This is a genomic window from Longimicrobiaceae bacterium, from assembly GCA_035936415.1.
Classification (GTDB): Bacteria; Gemmatimonadota; Gemmatimonadetes; order Longimicrobiales; family Longimicrobiaceae; genus JAFAYN01.
In genome coordinates this window covers 32,698-49,013 of sequence record DASYWD010000226.1, presented here as the reverse complement: position 1 = coordinate 49,013, position 16,316 = coordinate 32,698, and the positions used below count along the sequence as shown (strand labels likewise).

Sequence of the window (16,316 nt, the reverse complement as noted above, 5' to 3'; positions counted from 1 at the left end):
GCGTACGGAAGCGCGAAGCCGGCATCCGCCCGGCGCTGCGCCGACGCGGCCGGGGCCGGGGCCGCGAGGAGCGTGCAGGTGCACAGCAGGAGGAGGATGCGGCTCATGTCGCCTGTGTCGAGAGGGAGGGCCGGGCCTCTGCCTACGGGCAGCGGAGCGCGTAGGCGGCCCTGTGCGTGAGAAAGAAGATCCTGCCGCCGTGCACCGCGAAGCCGGAGGTCACCCGCTCCTCCTGGTCGAACATCCGGCCCAGCACCGTCCCGCGCTCGCGGTCCACGATTCCGAGCCCCTGGAAGTTGTTGAAGACCGCGCCGCCGCAGACGGCGTGGTACACGCTCCCGCCCATCGCGGGGCGCGTCCTCCAGAGGACCCGTCCCGTGGCGAGATCCAGCGCGTAGACGTAGGCGTCGTTCCCGGACGCGTACGCCACCCCGCCCGCCACCACCGGCGGCGAATCCGGCCCGGCGAAGCCCGGCTCCGTGGGGGTGCGCCAGACCGTCTCGCCGGTGAAGCGGTCCACCGCGTAGAAGGCGCTCCCCTTGTGGTCGGCGGCCAGCAGGAGCCGGCCGGCGACCGTGGGAGCGCGGATGATCCCCCGCGAGTCGGTCCCCGTCCCGTTCTGGTGGCGCCAGAGCTCCCGGCCGGTGGCGCGGTCCAGCGCCGCGATCACCCCCGCGGAGTAGAACCCGTTGGGAGAGTAGTGCCGGTCGATGGAGGCGTAAACGGTGTCGCCGCTGGCCGCGACCCCCTTGACCGGGCTGTCGTGCGGCCAGTCCGCGCCCAGGCGGACCGTCCAGAGCGGGCTGCCGTCCGCGGCGTCCAGGGCATACACCCGCCGCGAGCGCGTCCCGAAGTAGACCGCGCGCTCGTCGGCGGTGCTCTGGCTGAGCGACGCGTCCGAGTCGGGGCTGAAGCGCCAGATCTCCCTCCCCGTCGCGGCGTCGAAGGCGAACGCCGTGGCCTCGGCCGCGAAGACGCGCCCGTCCCGCACCGCAAGGTGGGTGGGGATGGACTCGGTGAAGCGCGGGGTCTGCCACACCCGGGCGCCGCTCTGCACGTCGAAGGCGGCCACGCCGGTGCCGGTCACGTAGACCCGCTGGCCGTCCGTCTCGGGGACGCTGGTGGTCCCCGCGAACCTCTCCTGCACCGGTGTCCGCCAGAGGATCTCGGGGGGGCCTCCGCGCCCCCCGCCGGTCACCTCCTGGCACCCAGCCCCGGTCAGCGCGAGGCAGGAGGCCAGGATGGCCGGGGCGCCGAGGCGCCCCGACCGGGTGGAACGCAGATCCGCCACTACTGCCTCCGCGCGACGTTGAACTTGTTCGGCAGGAGGTAGTCCAGCCGATCGCGGGTCTTGGTGCTCTTGGTCTCGCCCACGTGCGACTCTCCGCCGTCGATGGGGAGCTGCTCCAGCGCGTTCGGGTAGACCTGCGACGGTCCCTGCACGATCCCGTCCGACTTCATCCCCGGCGCGGTCATCCGGTCCCACCACCGGTCGGTCGAGTCCATGGTGCGGTGGGCGGTGCCGCACGCCTGCGTCAGCCAGAACTGGCCGAAGAAGATGGAGGCGTAGTTGCAAACCCTGAGCCCCTGGTACGTCCACTCCGTGTAGCGCACCCAGCTCGGGCCGTTCACGTGGTCCCCCATGTCCCCCATCAGCCGCATGGGCATCCACCGCTTCTTCGGGTAGTGCTGGATCCCGTAGCGGGCGAAGCCCTCGTGCTGCGAGTTCAGGTGGCTCACCGACGGGCTGTTCGGCTGCAGGTCCATCGCGGCAGGGGCGAAGGCGTCGAGCATCCCCGACAGCCACGCGTCCAGGAAGCGCTGCGTCACCAGCGAGGTGAGGTGGCAGGAGGCGTCCAGGAAAACGGTGCCGCAGCGGCCGGCCGTCCCCAGGAGCTGGCGCAGCCCGTCCACCCCACCCTGCTTCATGTTCCGCGCGAGGAGGGCCCCCTGGTGCGGGGTGCCCAGCGACACCACGCCCTCCACCATGTGCGCGCGGCCCTGGCCGGCGTAGCGCTGGGCCGTGTAGCGGGAGACCAGCCCGCCCTGGCTGTGCCCGATGAAGACGAAGCCGCTCTCCCCGGTGGCATCCACGCGGTTCATCTGGTCGTAGCTCTGGTTGGAGTGGCTGGCCAGCGACGAGAGGCTGGGGATCACCTCCGTGGCCGTCTGGTAGCGGCAGCGGAGCCAGGGCGCGGTGGACTTCCAGGTGTCGGCGTTGCTGAGGATCCCGTGCTGGAGCACAATGTTCTGGCCGCCGGCCACGGGCCCGCACGGGTCGGTGTAGGTGCCCCCGCCGCCGCCGCCGTCCCCACCGCCGCCGTCGCAGGAGGAGGTGCCGTCCATGCTCATGAGGCAGATGGCCTCGCGCTGGAAGCTCGCGCCCTGCTCCCCGGGGAGCCGGATCGGGGCGGGAGATCCCTTCGCCCTGTCACGCAGCTCCTTGCGCTTCGCGTCCTCGGCCCGGTTCTCCTTCCACTTCACATCCGTGAAGCGGACCTCCTGCCGGCCGCGGATGGTCCCCTTCTCGGTCTTCTCCTCGGACTCGATCAGCACCTCCTCCAGGACGTACTTGTCGTCGCGCCTGCGGTACGTGCGGGTGATCTTCCCTTCGCCCTGCGGCGCCCCCGCGGCGAAGCGCTGCGCCATCCCGTGCCCATTGGCGGCGGCGCGGGCGGTCTCGGCGAAGGTGGCCGTGATCCGGATGCGGTCCGTGCCCAGGGGCTCCGCCGTGCCCGGCTGCCCCGCGACGCTCAGGCGCGGACGCAGACCGTACGCGTGGATGATCTCGCGGGAGCTCGCGTCCAGCAGCACCCCGTCCGTCACCTGGGCGCCCTGGTAGGCCAGCCCTTCCATGGGGCTGTTGGCCGGCGCCCCCGCCGGGATCTCGACCGGAAGCCTGTAGCCGTTTCCGTCGTGGATGTTGTGCTGCGCCCCCAGCGCCTTGATGGTGCGCGCCTCGTCCGCCAGGTCCGTGATGGGATCGGGCGTGGAGCTGAGCTCGTAGGTGTTGAAGATGGCGCGGTCGTACACGTCGTAGCCCGCTTCCAGGCGCACGGTCTCCTCCGGCGCGGTAAGGACGAGCTGGTGGGTGCTCTGGCCCGTCACGGGATCGGTGACCGGCACCGCCGTCTCCACGTAGGTGGTGTAGCGGAGCGTCGCGTCGGACACCACGTAGGTGTCGTTGGGGTCGATGGCCGGGTCCTGGAGCATCAGGGCCGCCGAGAACGGGGCCCCGCCGGGGACCCGCAGGCCGGGCTCGGAGCGGTCGCCCGGAAGGGTGGCGTCGCCGCAGGCGGCGAGCACGAGGATCATCCCGGCGGAAAGCGGGAGCCGGGAACGGAAGGAACGGGATGACATGGGTTTTCCTACGGGTTGTTTGGAGAAGCGTGGAAGTGGTGGAACGGGCGGTGCAGGGGCTTTCTGTGGGTGGGCACCTTCTCGGAGGTGGGACGTGGCGGGTCCGGGCACCGTGCCCGGCGTGCTCGCGCACCATGTCGTGAAACATTTGTCGCGGATGATACCCACAAGTTAAAGGAGTGTCAAGGGATGGCGGATTTGAACCTGTTGAGCGCGCATGCCCGCTGACCGGCGGCGCATCGAACGCGCCTTCGATCGGGCGCGGGAGGAGCTGGAGGTGCGCACGGAGTTCCCGCCCGAGGCGCTGGCGGAGGCGGAGCGTGCCGCGCGCGAGCGGGACCCCTCCGCCGCCCCGGGCTACGCCGACCTGACCGGCGTCCCCTTCGTCACCATCGACCCGCCGGGGAGCCGCGACCTGGACCAGGCGCTGCACCTGGAGCGCGCCGGGGAAGGGCTGCGCCTGCGCTACGCCATCGCCAACGTGGGCTTCTGGGTGGACCGCGGCGGCGCCGTGGAGCGCGAGGCGTGGCGCCGCGGGGTGACCTTCTACGCCCCGGACCGGAGGGTGCCGCTCTACCCGCCCGTGCTCGGCGAGGAGGCCGCCAGCCTCCTCCCGGACGGGGTCCGTCCCGCCGTCGTCTTCACCATCCGGACCGATGCCCGCGCCGAGCCCGTGGAGGTGCGCGTAGAGCGGGCGCGCGTGCTCTCCCGGGCGCAGCTCACCTACGCGGACGCCCAGGCGCACGCGGAAGGGGAAGGAGGCGGGAGTCGGGGCGAGCCCTGGAGCGAGTCTCTCCTGCTCCTGCGCGAGTTCGGGGAGCGCAGGCGGGAGCGCGAGGCGGAGCGGGGCGGCACCTCGCTCCCCATCGTCGCCCAGCACGTGCAGCAGGACGCCGCCACCCGGCTGGGGTACGCGCTGGAGTACGAGGTGCCGCGCCCCTCCGAGCGGTGGAACGAGCAGGTCTCGCTCCTGACCGGGCACGTGGCCGCGCGGCGGATGCTGGAGGCGCGGACCGGGATCCTCCGCGTCATGCCGCCCGCGGAGCCGGAGGAGGTGCAGCGCTTCCACGTGGCCGCGCGGGCGCTGGGCTTCGACTGGCCGAAGGAAGCCACCTACGCGGAGTTCATGCGCTCCCTGGACGTGGGACGCCCGCACGTGGCCGCCCTGGTGTGGCAGGCGCGCCGCCTGAACCGCGGCGCGGACTACCTCGCCTTCGACGGGGAGCTCCCGGACGCGCCGGAGCACGCCGCGCTGGCGATGCCGTACGCCCACGTCACCGCCCCCCTGCGCCGCCTCTGCGACCGCTACGCCCTGGACCTCCTCGCGGGCCTGGAGGCAGGCCGCCGCCCCGGCCCCGCCGAGGTGGCCGCGCTGCGGAAGCTCCCACCGGTCATGGACGGCGCGCAGGCGCGCGCCGGCAGGCTGGAGCGGCGCGCGGTGGACATCGCCGAGGCGTGGACGCTGCGCGGGTGCGAGGGGCGCACCTACCCCGCGGTGGTGCTCGGCTTCCGCGGCGCCGCCGTGGAGGTGCAGGTCGAGGAGCCGCCGGTGCGCGCCCTCGCCGCGCGCGAGGGCGGCGAGCCGCGCCTGGAGCCGGGGGAGCACGTCACCGTCCGCCTCGCCGAAGCCGACGTGGAGGACGGCGAGGTACGATTCCAGGTGCCGGCCTGAGGCCCCGTGGCGCCCCCCGGAGAGGGCGCCGCGGCGCAAATGTTGCCTGCGCGTCCCCCGGGGTGCGGCCCGCCCGATCTCGTCTCCCGTTCCCGACCGACCGACTCGACTCCCGGAGGAAGCCTTGTGGAATCGTGAGCACCAGCGCTGGTACAGCCCCTCGCTCTCCCGCGACATGGAGCTCCTCGTGCTGGGGCACGGCGGCGCGCGCGTGCTGGTGTTCCCCACCTCCATGGGGCGCTTCTACGAGTGGGAGGACCGCGGGATGCCGGACGCCCTGGGCGAGCACCTGCGCAACGGGTGGGTGCAGCTCTTCTGCGTGGACAGCGTGGACCAGGAGAGCTGGTACGCCACCTGGAAGGCGCCCGGCGACCGCGCCATCCGCCACATCCAGTACGAGCACTACCTGCTGAGGGAGGTGCTCCCCTTCTCGGCGCACCGGAACCCGAACCCGTTCCTGATCACCACCGGGGCCAGCTTCGGGGCCTACCACGCGGTGAACTTCGCCTTCCGCCACCCGCACCTGGTGGGGCGGGTGGTCGGGATGAGCGGGCTGTACGACGTCCGCCGCTTCACCGACGGGGAGGAGGACGCCAACGTCTTCACCAACAACCCGTCGCACTACGTGTCGCACCTGCACGACGTGGGTCGGCTGGAGGCGCTGCGCCGCATGGACATCGTCCTCGCCACCGGGAGCGACGACGCCTTCGTGGAGAACAACCGCTACCTGTCCGGGATCCTGTGGGACAAGGGGATCGGGAACGCCCTGCGGATCTGGGACGGCTGGGCGCACGACTGGCCCTGGTGGAGGCAGATGCTCGTGCAGTACATCGGCGGGCACGACTGAGCGCACAGTCGAACCGCGCGCACCGTCGCACTCACGCACTTTCGCACTTCGAGGAAGCCATGGCGCTCAAAGTCGGCCTGATCGTCGGGATGGAATGGTCGTTCCCCCCCGCCTTCATCGAGGAGGTGAACCGCCGGGGCGAGGGCGTGGAGGCCGAGTTCGTGTCGCTGGACGCGATCCGCATGGACGAGCCGGTCCCCTACGCCGTCATCATCGACCGCATCTCGCACGAGGTGCCCTTCTACCGCACCTACCTGAAGCACGCGGTGCTCCAGGGGTGCCACGTGGTCAACAACCCGTTCATGTGGACGGCGGACGACAAGTTCTTCGGGGCGGGGCTCGCCTCGAAGCTGGGAGTGGCGCACCCCAGGACGGTGGTGCTCCCCAACCGCGAGTACATCCCCGGGATCGACCACGAGAAGAGCCTCCGCAACCTGCGGTACCCCATCGACTGGCAGGGCGTGGTGGACTACGTGGGGCTCCCCTGCGTGCTCAAGGACGCGCACGGCGGCGGCTGGCGCGACGTGTACATCTGCCACTCGCTGGAGGAGCTGATCCACAGCTACGACGAGTCCGGGCGGATGACCATGGTGGTGCAGGAGTTCATCCATTGGGACCACTTCGTCCGCTGCATCGCGCTGGGGCAGGAGGAGGTGCTCCCCATCAAGTACGACCCCCGGGAGCGGCGCTACCACGTGGAGCACGAGCACCTGTCGCCCGAGCTGGGGCGGCGCATCGTGGACGACTCGCTCACGCTGATGCGCGCCCTGGGCTACGACATGTGCTCGCTGGAGTGGGCGGTCAAGGACGGCGTCCCCTACGCCATCGACTTCATGAACCCGGCCCCGGACATGGACGTCAACTCGCTGACGCCGCACTACTTCGACTGGGTGGTCACCCGCATGGCCGACATGGCGATCCGCCTGGCCCGGGAGCCGCGCCCCCAGGTGAGGGAGCTGCGCTGGGACCGTCTCTTCTCCGCGACCCGCCACACCGGCGGGCGGCTCACCGGCGGCTCGGACCTGGACGGAGCCGGCGACCTGGCCGAGGAGCTCCCCAGCCTGGCGCAGGGGTTGACCGGCGCCGCCCGCCCGCGGCCGCAGGGCACCGGGGGCGGCGACGGGGACGGGGACGCCCTCCCGGACACGGAGGAGCGGGAGCTGGACCGCTTCGGCGGCGGGGCGAAGCCCACCAACCCGGTCCCGCCCGCGCTCAGCCCGGACGCCCCGGGGACGCCCTCCGTGGCCGACCCGGCGCACGAGACGGACCCCACCTCCGCCGAGTAGCCGGAGCCGCGCGCTCCCCCACGTACACCAGGCCCGGTCCATGCTCCAGGAAGCGATCCGCCGCTACCACGACCTCCTCGACGACACGCTGGCCGCCGAGACGCAGGCGCAGCTCGACGACCAGCAGCGGCGGCGAGGGCTCTTCTTCGGCGATAAGCCGCTCACCACCGTGCTCCGCCCGCGCTTCCTGACGCCGGAGATGTACCGCTTCCTCCAGGCGCGGGTGGCGGTGGTGATGCGCGCCTTCGGCAAGGCGTATCGGGCGGCTATGGCGGACGCCGAGTTCCGCCGGCAGTTCGGCCTGGAGGGGTGGGAGGAGGAGCTGATCCACCACGACCCGGGGTTCCGCGACCCGAGCCCCACCTCGCGCCTGGACGCCTTCTTCGTCTCGGGCAAGGGGGGGCTCAAGTTCACCGAGTACAACGCGGAGACCCCCGCCGCCCCGGCGTACAACGACGCCCTCTCCGAGATGTTCCTGGGGCTCCCGGTGATGCGCGAGTTCCTGCGCGCCTTCCAGGTGCGGCCGCTTCCGGCGCGGCACAACGTGATGCACGCGCTGGTGGACGCCTACGTCCAGTTCGCCGGGCGGCGCGAGGCGCCGCGGGTGGCGATCCTGGACTGGAAGGAGGTCCCCACCTACAGCGAGTTCGTGCTGTTCCGCGACTACTTCCACTCGCAGGGGATCCCGTGCGTGATCGCCGACCCGCGCGAGGTGGAGTACCGCGACGGGAAGCTCATGGCAGGCGACTTCCACGTCACGCTGATCTACAAGCGCGTGCTCATCACCGAGCTGGTGCAGCAGGGCGGGCTGGACCACCCGGTGGTGCGCGCCGTGCGCGACCGGGCGGTGTGCATGGTGAACCCCTTCCGCTGCAAGCTGCTGCACAAGAAGGCCTCGCTCTCGGTGCTCAGCGACGAGCGCAACGCGCACCTGTTCACCGACGACGAGCGCGACGCCATCCACGCCAACGTCCCCTGGACCCGCAACCTGGAGGAGCGCCGCACCCTGCACGACGGGCGGGAGGTGGACCTGCTCCCCTACGTGCGCGAGAACCGCGAGCGGATGGTGATCAAGCCCAACGACGAGTACGGCGGGAAGGGGATCGTGCTGGGGTGGGAGACGGACGATGACGGGTGGGACGCCGCGCTCCGCACCGCGCTGGACTCGCCGCACATCGTCCAGGAGCGGGTGGAGCTCCCCAAGGTGCCCTACCCCAGCCTGGTGGACGGCCGGGTGGAGCTCGCGGACCGGATGCTGGACACGGCGCCCTTCATCTTCCACGGCGAGTACATGGACGGGTGCCTGACCCGCCTCTCCACCGCCGCGCTCCTCAACGTCACCGCCGGCGGCGGGTCGAGCGTCCCCACCTTCGTGGTGGAGCGGAGGTGAAAGTGCGAGAGTGCGAGGTGCGAGGTGCGAGCGTACGCACTCCCGCACCTCGCGCTCCACCCATCCCGGCAGGTTCGCACTTCGCACTCAGCACTTCGCACTTTCGCACTCTGTGAGGCTTATGAAGCCGCCGACGCTCACCATCGGGATCGAGGAAGAGTACCAGATCATCGACCCGAACACGCGGGAGCTGCGCTCCTACATCACCGAGATCCTGCACGACGACCACCTGATCCTGGGGGAGATCAAGCCGGAGCTGCACCAGTCCATCGTGGAGATCGGCACGCGCGTCTGCCAGACGCCCGCCGAGGCGTGCGCGGAGCTGAAGCGGCTGCGGGGGATGGTGATCGGGCTGGCGGCGCGGAAGGACCTCAGGGTGGCGGCCGCCGGGACGCACCCGTTCACGCACTGGACCACGCAGGAGATCACCCCGCTGGAGCGCTACATGGGGGTGAAGCAGGACATGCAGGACCTGGCGCAGCAGCTCCTCATCTTCGGCACGCACGTGCACATCGGGATCGAGGACCGGGAGTTCCTGATCGACGCCATGAACGTGTCGCGGTACTTCATGCCGCACCTGCTCTGCCTCACCTCCTCCTCGCCCTTCTGGCAGGGGCGCAACACCGGGCTCAAGTCGTACCGGAGCGTGGTCTTCCGCAACTTCCCGCGGACCGGGGTCCCCCGCATCATGCGCGGCTGGGCCGACTACCAGTACCTCATGGACACGCTGGTGCGCACCCGCTGCATCCCGGACGGATCCAAGATCTACTGGGACGTGCGGCCGCACCACCTGTACCCGACGCTGGAGTTCCGCTTCCTGGACGTCTGCACCCGCATCGACGAGGCGGTGTGCATCGCGGCCATCCTGCAGGCCATCATTGCCAAGCTCTGGAAGCTGCGGCGCGACAACACCACCTTCCGCGTCTACCCGCCCGACCTGATCGAGGAGAACAAGTGGCGCGCGGTGCGCTACGGGCTGGACGGGCAGCTCCTGGACCTGGGGAAGCAGGCGGAGCTCCCCGCCCGCGACCTGATCCGCGAGCTGCTGGACTGGTTCATCGGGGACGTGGTGGACGAGCTGGGGAGCCGCGCGGAGGTGGAGTACGCCTACCGCATCCTGGAGGAGGGGGCGAGCGCCGACCGGCAGCTCGCCACCTTCGGGCGGACCGGCGACCTCAACGATGTGGTGGACCATCTCGTCCGGGAAACCGCGGAGGGGGTCACGGTGTAAGTAGCGGCGGCCCAGGAGGGTACGAGCCCGCCACCGGCCCCGTTGTGCGGGCCGGGCGGGCGGCTTACTTTGTGCGTACCCCCCTCCCGGAAAATCCCCGGCGTACCATTTCCCTGCGAAGGAGCAGCGATGCAGCACCGTCCCGTAATCGGCATCCCTACCCAGACCCTGCAGTCCATCGACCGGATCCCGGACGACCTGCCGCATTCGTGGGTGATGAACAGCCGCTACTACACGGCCGTGACCCACGTCGGCGGGGTGCCCTGGATGGTGCCGCTCCTGGACGGGGACGAGGACACGCTGCGCGCCATCTACGACCACCTGGACGGCGTCTTCCTGGCCGGGGGCGTGGACATGGACCCCAGCTCGTACGGCGACGACCGCCACGACCTCTGCGGGCGCACGGACCTTGCGCGCGACCGGGTGGAGCTGCTCTTCGCGAAGTGGGCCATGGAGGAGGGGAAGCCGGTGATGGGGGTGTGCCGCGGGATGCAGGTGATCAACGTGGCCGCCGGGGGGACGCTCTGGCAGGACTGCGCGGACCAGCTCCCGGAGTCCATCAAGCACGACTACTTCCCCGGCGCGGGGTGGGCGCGCGACCACCTGGCGCACGACGTGACGTTCCCGGAGAACACCCGGCTGCGCCGCATCTTCGGGGCGGAGCGGGTGATGGTCAACAGCATGCACCACCAGGGGATCCGCAGGGTGGGCGAGGGCCTCGTGGCCGCGGCGGTGTCGCCGGACGGACTGCTGGAGGCGCTGGAGGGGACGGGCGGCGCCTTCCTGGTGGGGGTGCAGTGGCACCCGGAGATGCTGATCGAGCACGACGCGGGGACGCTCCGCCTGTTCGAGGAGTTCATCGAGGCGTCGCGCGAGTTCCACGCCTCGCGGATGTTCGCGGCGGCCTGAGGACGGGGTCCCCACGGCCCCACCCCAAGCCCCTCCCTGATTCCGGGGGAGGGGCTTCTGTCGTTCTCCCCCTTTCTCCCGCTTGCGGGGGAGAGGGGGCCGGGGGGTGAGGGGGCCTGCCTACCCGCCCCTCCTTGCGTACGGGCGGTGGTAGTTCCATTTTGCGGACGCGTGGGCTCACATAGCGGACAGATGGACCCGGACAGCGGACGCGTGGGCATCGCTCTCGGATAGTGGCGTTTCGCCCGTGGCCGCTGGACTCTACCCTTACCGCCACGGCCGGACATGTTCTTTACGCCCCTCGACAGCATCTTCTCTTCGGGGGTACGCGTACGCGTGCTTCGCAGTCTCGCCGATGCGCGGTACCCCATGTCCGGACGAGAGGTCGCCCGCCAGGCAGGTGCGGGCAAATCGATGACTCAGCGCGTGCTGGGGGAACTCGTAGCCCTGGGTGTCGTGCTCGTGCAGCCGACGTCGGCGCAGCACCTCTACCGGCTCAACGAGAGCCACCAGCTGGTTCGCGATGGCATCCTTCCGCTCTTTCGAGCCGAGCGACAGCGAGCCACGGAGATTTTCGCGGAGCTGAGGCAAGTCCTGACGGAGGGACTCGACTCTCTGACGGCGTACGTTTTCGGGAGCGCCGCTCGCGGCGATGACGCCCCTGGAAGCGATTTCGACCTGCTCGTGATCACGCCAGACACACGAACAGCGGAAGCGGTGCACGATCTCCTTTCTGCGCATGCCCCCCAACTCCGTGAACGCTTTGGGATCGTGCTGTCCCCGGTAGTGCTGGATGAAGCAACGGCTCGCCGACAAGCGGCCAGCGAGGATAACTTCCTCCGGAACGCGGCTCGTGAGGGCCGCAGGGTCTGTGGAACCGATCTCGATGATCTCCTTTATGGTAAAACGCGGACATCGTAAGCCTACGGACCGTAACCAGGCAGGGAAGTACCGAAACGTCGGCTCGGCACTCCTTGAGAGTTCCCGTGCTCTGATGGATGTGGCTGATGAAGACGCCCGCTATGGGAACGCCATCGCCGTCATCGCCATTCACGCGGCGATCGCGTACAACGACGCCGTCACTATTGCGTACGGGGGGTCCAAGTCCACGGAGGGCGACCACGAGAAGGCTCCCGACGCGCTGATCGCGGCGCTGAAGAATCCATCACCGGCACAGGTCGACCTGCTCCGGGCGGTCGTGAAGAAAAAGGATTCGGCCTCGTACCGGGGTGAGTACTACACGATGGAAGATGCGGTCATGGTCCTTCGCCGGGCGGAGAAGTTCTGCGAGTGGGCCGAAGAGATGTACCAGAGTCGCCCGCCCGCCTGAGGAGGCGGCACGGTTCAGCCTGCTACCCCGCCGCGCGGGTGCGCCGCAGCGGGACGTCCAGGAGGAAGTGCAGCTCCCGGCGGAGCCGGCGGGCCCAGGCGCGCTCCTCGTGCGCGCCGCCCATCTCCACCACGTAGAGGAAGTTCCGCCCCTTCTCGTACCCCTTGGCGACCAGCAGGTCGCGGAGGCGCCGCACGTCCGCCAGCTCCGCCGCCCCCTCCTGCGTCCCCACGTCCAGGTACAGCTTGCCGGGGACGAAGGGGGCCTCCTCCACGAAGCCGTAGATCTTCCTCCCCCCGAACCAGAGGGCGGGGCTCATCACCCCCGCGAAGCCGAAGGTGTCCGGGTGGCGGAAGAAGGCATAGAGCGAGATCAGCCCGCCCATGCTCGACCCCGCGATCCCGGTGCTCTCCCGGTCCGGGAGGGTGCGGAAGTCGCGGTCCACCGCCGGCTTCAGCGTCTGTACGATGAAGTCCAGGTAGGCGTCGCCGCTCCCGCCGGCCTCGTGCCGCGGCTCCACCCAGGGGCTGTACTCGTCCAGGCGGGCCGCACCCATGTTGGGGATCCCCACCACGATGGCCTCCAGCCCGTGCTCCGCCCCCGCCTCCAGCGTCTTGTCCACCCCCCACTCCGCGCCGAAGCTGGTGGCCTCGTCGAAGAGGTTCTGTCCGTCGTGCATGTAGAGCACCGGGTAGCGGCGGTCGCCGTCCCCGTACGACGGGGGGAGGTACACCAGGATGTCGCGCCGGTTGTCCAGCTCCGGTGAGTGGAAGTCGCGGAACACCCGGACCGTCCCCACGACGGTGTGGTGCGCCCCGTCGTTCTCCTGCGGGTACTCCTGCCAGCCCTTCTCGTGCTCCGCCAACCGTCGCTCTCCCGTTGCTGGTTTCCGCCGCCCCCCACCCCCCCGGCAGGCGACGTGCCACCCGCCGGGCAACCCTGGCCCGTTCCGCAGCATCGAACCGGCAGGAAGGTTCCCCGCCGGCCGGGACCCCGGCCGGCCCCCATCCACGTCCGAAGGCGGGTGAACGATGCCCAGTGCCGTGCTCCGTACCTCCATCCTGGCCGCGCTCGCGGCGGGGCTCCTCGCCGCCCCCGCGGCGCAGGCCCAGCAGAACGTGCGGCTCCCCGAAAAGGACCGTCCCCTCGCCCTCCGCACGACCCCGGTCTTCGCCGTGGGAACCGCGGAGGGGCGCGACCACGAGATGTTCACCCGCGTGGACCAGGTGGCGTTCGACCGGAACGACAACCTGTACGTGCTCGACGGCGGGGGGAACCGGGTCCTGGTGTTCGACCCGGCCGGCCGCTTCGTGAGGCAGGTCGGAAAGAAGGGCGGCGGCCCCGGGGAGTTCCAGGCACCGGTGGGGCTGGCGGTCCAGTCCGACGGGGCGCTGGCGGTGGCGGACCTGGCCCGGCGCTCCTACTCCCTCTTCGGGCCGGACGGCAAGTACCTGCGCAGCGTCCCCTTCGCGGAGGAGTGGATGCCGATGGCGGTGGGGAGCGGCGCCATGGCGGCGCACCCGCGGGGCGGCGTGGTCGCGGCGGTCCGCCCGGCCCCGGCGATGCGGCTCGACGGCGCCGCGCGCCGGGCGGACGTCCGGTCCACCCCCATCTTCTGGCAGCCCTTCACCGCGGGCGCGGAGCCGGTCCGGCTCTTCGACGCGCCCACCGAGCTCAACGTCCAGTCCCAGGCCAGCCAGCAGCCCGGCGGGGGCCAGCGGGTGTCGTTCCGGACGAGCGTCCCCGTCTTCTCCCCGCGGGTAAACTGGGGCGTCCGCCCGGGCGGCGGGCTCGTGGTCTCCCACACGCCGGGGTACACGCTCAAGGTGCTGGACGCGGAGGGGCGCGTGGAGCGCTACGTCCAGCGGCCCGTGCGGACGCGCAAGGTCACCGAGCGAGACCGCAGCCGCGAGCGGGAGCGGCGCCGGCAGTCCATGCTCTCCGGCGAGGGGATGCGGGTGACCGTCGTCGGGGGGTCCGGCGGGGCGGCGCCGCGGGTGCCGGGGATCTCCAAGGAAGAGATCGAGGAGATGGTCCGCACCCTGGAGTTCGCCGAGACGATCCCGGCCATCCAGAACCTGCGGGTGGACGGGGCCGGGCGGCTCTGGGTGGAGCGCACCGGGGAGGCCTGGGGCGAGCCGGGGCCCATCGACGTGGTCGGTGCGGACGGGCGCTACCTGGGCACCGTGACGGGGCAGCGGCTCCCGGCGGCGTTCAGCGCCTCGGGACGCGCGGCGTACGTGGAGACGGACGACCTGGGGGTGCAGCGGGTGGTGGTGCGGCAGCTCCCCCGGCTCTGACCGGGGGAGGGGACCGCGGGGCGCCGCCCCGGATTTGACGTGGAATCGGGCGCTACGTAGGTTGGCGGTCGGCCGGCGGGCAGTGTGTCTCCGGCGTTGGGACCGCCCTCCGGCTGCGGCCCGCATTCCCGGAACGGCCGTGCGCGCTCCGTCGTCTCGGAGCGGCGCGGTCTTCGGCTTACAGGACGAAGAATGGCAAACAGCGCAGGCGGTCCCATCATCCCGGTCCGTTACCAGCCCGGCCTGCCGACGGACCGGATGGTCCTCTCTGAGGCGCCGGACGCCGAGGCGATTGAGATGGACGTGGTCTTCGTCGGGGCGGGCCCGGCCGGGCTGGCGGGGGCCATCGAGCTGGCGCGGCTCATCCAAAAGGACGCCGAAAGCGGCGGCGAGCTGGGCGAGGTCCAGATTGCGGTGCTCGACAAGGCTTCCTCCCTGGGCGAGCACAACCTCTCGGGCGCGGTGGTGAATCCCCGCGCCTTCCGGGAGCTGTTCCCGGAGCTCAAGGACGAGGACTTCCCCTTCCGCGCCCCCGTCGCCCGGGAGGCGGTGCACGTCCTGACGGAGAATCGAGCCGTCCGGGTCCCGACACCGCCCACCATGAAGAACCACGGGTACTTCACGGCCTCGATCTCCGAGATCGTCCGCTGGATGGGGGAGAAGGCCGAGGAGCTGGGAGTCAACGTCCTCCCCGGCTTCCCGGCCGAGTCGCTGCTGGTGGACGGAAGCCGGGTGGTCGGGATCCGCACCACCCCCTCGGGCCTCGACCGGAGCGGGGAGCCGGGGGGCCGCTACGAGCCCCCCACCGACATCACCGCCCGGGTGACCGTCCTCGCCGACGGCTCCCGGGGCACCCTGTCGCAGGCGTACCTCCAGTGGCAGGGGATCGCCTCGGAGAACCCGCAGATCTTCGCGCTCGGGGTCAAGGAGGTGTGGGAGACCCGCGTGCCGCTGGACACGGTGGTCCACACGCTGGGCTGGCCGCTCCCCCGCGACGCCTTCGGCGGGAGCTTCATGTACCCCCTCGGTGGGAACCAGCTCGCCATCGGGCTGGTGGTCGGCCTCGACTACCGGCAGACGACGCTGGACGTGCACGAGATGCTCCAGCGGATGAAGCTGCACCCCCTCTTCCGGAAGCACCTGGAGGGCGGCGAGATGATCGAGTGGGGCGCCAAGACGATCCCGGAGGGTGGCTTCTACGCGCTCCCGGAGCGCCGGCACGGCGACGGGCTCCTCATGGTGGGCGACACCGTGGGCTTCGTGGACGTCCCCTCGCTCAAGGGGATCCACTACGCCATGCAGTCCGGGATCTATGCCGCGCGGGCGATCTTCGACGCGCTCAAGAAGGGCGACGTGTCCGCCGCGAGCCTCGCCCCCTACGACCGGATGGTGGACGGGAGCTACATCGTCCAGGACATGCGCAGGACCCGCAACATGCGGCTGGCGTTCCAGGACGGCTTCTTCGTGGGAGGCGCGAAGGCGGCGCTGATGACGCTCACCGGGGGCGCCTTCCCGGGCGGGAAGATCGACATGGAGGCGGACAACCGGGCGCCGCGCCAGCCCGCGCCGGAGACGCCGTTCACGCCGGACGGCAGGCTCACCTTCAGCAAGGTGGACGCCGTCTTCAAGTCGGGGAACCAGACGCGCGACGACATCCCGTCCCACCTGATCGTGGGAGAGGACATCCCACCCGAGGTGGCGCAGCTCTACGTGCACATGTGCCCGGCGGGCGTCTACGAGCTGCAGGGCGACCGGCTGGTGGTGAACGCGCCGAACTGCATCGACTGCAAGGCGACCGACGTGATCGGCCCCCGCTGGACTCCGCGGGAGGGAGGAAGCGGACCCGCGTACAAGGTCATGTAGGACGGCGTCCCGGCAGGCAGCCGCGGACGCGGCGAAACGCCCCGGCGGTCACTCCCCGTGATCGCAGGGGTCATCGTATGGGCGTGCCGCGGACGGCCGGAACGCATCCTGCGGCGGGGATCGGGGTC

The 16,316-nt window shown here is 71.0% G+C and carries 13 protein-coding genes; 9 read left to right on the top strand and 4 right to left on the bottom strand.

Annotated elements, in window-relative coordinates:
* Nucleotides 1-142: 142 nt before the first annotated feature.
* Nucleotides 143-1,291, bottom strand: a complete 1,149-nt coding sequence (locus tag VGR37_09145; GenBank protein ID HEV2147552.1) for a PQQ-binding-like beta-propeller repeat protein — start codon at nt 1,289-1,291, stop codon at nt 143-145.
* Nucleotides 1,291-3,360, bottom strand: a complete 2,070-nt coding sequence (locus VGR37_09140) for a hypothetical protein (protein ID HEV2147551.1) — start codon at nt 3,358-3,360, stop codon at nt 1,291-1,293. The genes VGR37_09145 and VGR37_09140 overlap by 1 nt, the downstream gene beginning before the upstream one ends.
* Before the next feature lie 217 nt (nt 3,361-3,577).
* Between VGR37_09140 and VGR37_09135 the strand changes: the two genes are divergently transcribed.
* The 6 genes from VGR37_09135 to VGR37_09110 all read left to right on the top strand — a co-directional run bounded on the left by VGR37_09135 (nt 3,578) and on the right by VGR37_09110 (nt 10,695).
* Nucleotides 3,578-5,032: an RNB domain-containing ribonuclease gene (locus VGR37_09135; protein HEV2147550.1), complete on the top strand. Its 1,455-nt coding sequence runs from the start codon at nt 3,578-3,580 to the stop codon at nt 5,030-5,032.
* Between the two features lie 124 nt (nt 5,033-5,156).
* A complete protein-coding gene (locus VGR37_09130; protein HEV2147549.1) occupies nt 5,157-5,879 on the top strand; it encodes an alpha/beta hydrolase-fold protein in 723 nt (240 codons plus the stop codon).
* Nucleotides 5,880-5,938: 59 nt separating this feature from the next.
* Nucleotides 5,939-7,165 carry a hypothetical protein gene (locus VGR37_09125; GenBank protein ID HEV2147548.1) on the top strand — a complete coding sequence of 409 codons (1,227 nt, stop codon included), beginning with the start codon at nt 5,939-5,941 and terminating at the stop codon, nt 7,163-7,165.
* Nucleotides 7,166-7,205: 40 nt separating this feature from the next.
* The gene (locus VGR37_09120) at nt 7,206-8,555 is read left to right on the top strand and encodes a hypothetical protein (protein HEV2147547.1); all 1,350 of its coding nucleotides are present in this window, start codon (nt 7,206-7,208) and stop codon (nt 8,553-8,555) included.
* Nucleotides 8,556-8,676: 121 nt separating this feature from the next.
* Nucleotides 8,677-9,786, top strand: coding sequence for a carboxylate-amine ligase (locus VGR37_09115; protein ID HEV2147546.1), 1,110 nt, complete (start codon nt 8,677-8,679; stop codon nt 9,784-9,786).
* A 129-nt stretch (nt 9,787-9,915) separates the two neighbouring features.
* The gene (locus tag VGR37_09110) at nt 9,916-10,695 is read left to right on the top strand and encodes a gamma-glutamyl-gamma-aminobutyrate hydrolase family protein (protein ID HEV2147545.1); all 780 of its coding nucleotides are present in this window, start codon (nt 9,916-9,918) and stop codon (nt 10,693-10,695) included.
* 267 nt (nt 10,696-10,962) lie between these two features.
* Here the strand turns inward: VGR37_09110 and VGR37_09105 are convergent, their stop codons facing one another.
* A complete protein-coding gene (locus VGR37_09105; protein HEV2147544.1) occupies nt 10,963-11,436 on the bottom strand; it encodes a hypothetical protein in 474 nt (157 codons plus the stop codon).
* A 52-nt stretch (nt 11,437-11,488) separates the two neighbouring features.
* Here VGR37_09105 and VGR37_09100 point away from each other — a divergent pair, with 52 nt between their 5' ends.
* Nucleotides 11,489-12,025: a hypothetical protein gene (locus VGR37_09100; GenBank protein HEV2147543.1), complete on the top strand. Its 537-nt coding sequence runs from the start codon at nt 11,489-11,491 to the stop codon at nt 12,023-12,025.
* Nucleotides 12,026-12,047: 22 nt separating this feature from the next.
* Here VGR37_09100 and VGR37_09095 read toward each other — a convergent pair whose 3' ends face one another.
* Complete coding sequence (locus VGR37_09095) at nt 12,048-12,890, bottom strand: alpha/beta hydrolase-fold protein (protein ID HEV2147542.1); 843 nt, start codon at nt 12,888-12,890, stop codon at nt 12,048-12,050.
* 166 nt (nt 12,891-13,056) lie between these two features.
* Between VGR37_09095 and VGR37_09090 the strand changes: the two genes are divergently transcribed.
* Together VGR37_09090 and VGR37_09085 are read left to right on the top strand one after the other, a co-directional pair.
* Nucleotides 13,057-14,325 carry a 6-bladed beta-propeller gene (locus tag VGR37_09090; protein HEV2147541.1) on the top strand — a complete coding sequence of 423 codons (1,269 nt, stop codon included), beginning with the start codon at nt 13,057-13,059 and terminating at the stop codon, nt 14,323-14,325.
* 192 nt (nt 14,326-14,517) lie between these two features.
* Complete coding sequence (locus VGR37_09085; protein ID HEV2147540.1) at nt 14,518-16,188, top strand: electron-transfer flavoprotein:ubiquinone oxidoreductase; 1,671 nt, start codon at nt 14,518-14,520, stop codon at nt 16,186-16,188.
* Nucleotides 16,189-16,316: the final 128 nt, after the last annotated feature.

What these genes read in the sequence shown, in the direction of transcription:
- VGR37_09140 (HEV2147551.1), bottom strand. Translation starts at nt 3,360, where the DNA reads ATGTCATCCCGTTCCTTCCGTTCCCGGCTCCCGCTTTCCGCCGGGATG.
- VGR37_09135 (HEV2147550.1), top strand. Translation starts at nt 3,578, where the DNA reads ATGCCCGCTGACCGGCGGCGCATCGAACGCGCCTTCGATCGGGCGCGG.
- VGR37_09125 (HEV2147548.1), top strand. Translation starts at nt 5,939, where the DNA reads ATGGCGCTCAAAGTCGGCCTGATCGTCGGGATGGAATGGTCGTTCCCC.
- VGR37_09120 (HEV2147547.1), top strand. Translation starts at nt 7,206, where the DNA reads ATGCTCCAGGAAGCGATCCGCCGCTACCACGACCTCCTCGACGACACG.
- VGR37_09115 (HEV2147546.1), top strand. Translation starts at nt 8,677, where the DNA reads ATGAAGCCGCCGACGCTCACCATCGGGATCGAGGAAGAGTACCAGATC.
- VGR37_09110 (HEV2147545.1), top strand. Translation starts at nt 9,916, where the DNA reads ATGCAGCACCGTCCCGTAATCGGCATCCCTACCCAGACCCTGCAGTCC.
- VGR37_09105 (HEV2147544.1), bottom strand. Translation starts at nt 11,436, where the DNA reads ATGCGCAGAAAGGAGATCGTGCACCGCTTCCGCTGTTCGTGTGTCTGG.
- VGR37_09100 (HEV2147543.1), top strand. Translation starts at nt 11,489, where the DNA reads ATGAAGCAACGGCTCGCCGACAAGCGGCCAGCGAGGATAACTTCCTCC.
- VGR37_09090 (HEV2147541.1), top strand. Translation starts at nt 13,057, where the DNA reads ATGCCCAGTGCCGTGCTCCGTACCTCCATCCTGGCCGCGCTCGCGGCG.
- VGR37_09085 (HEV2147540.1), top strand. Translation starts at nt 14,518, where the DNA reads ATGGCAAACAGCGCAGGCGGTCCCATCATCCCGGTCCGTTACCAGCCC.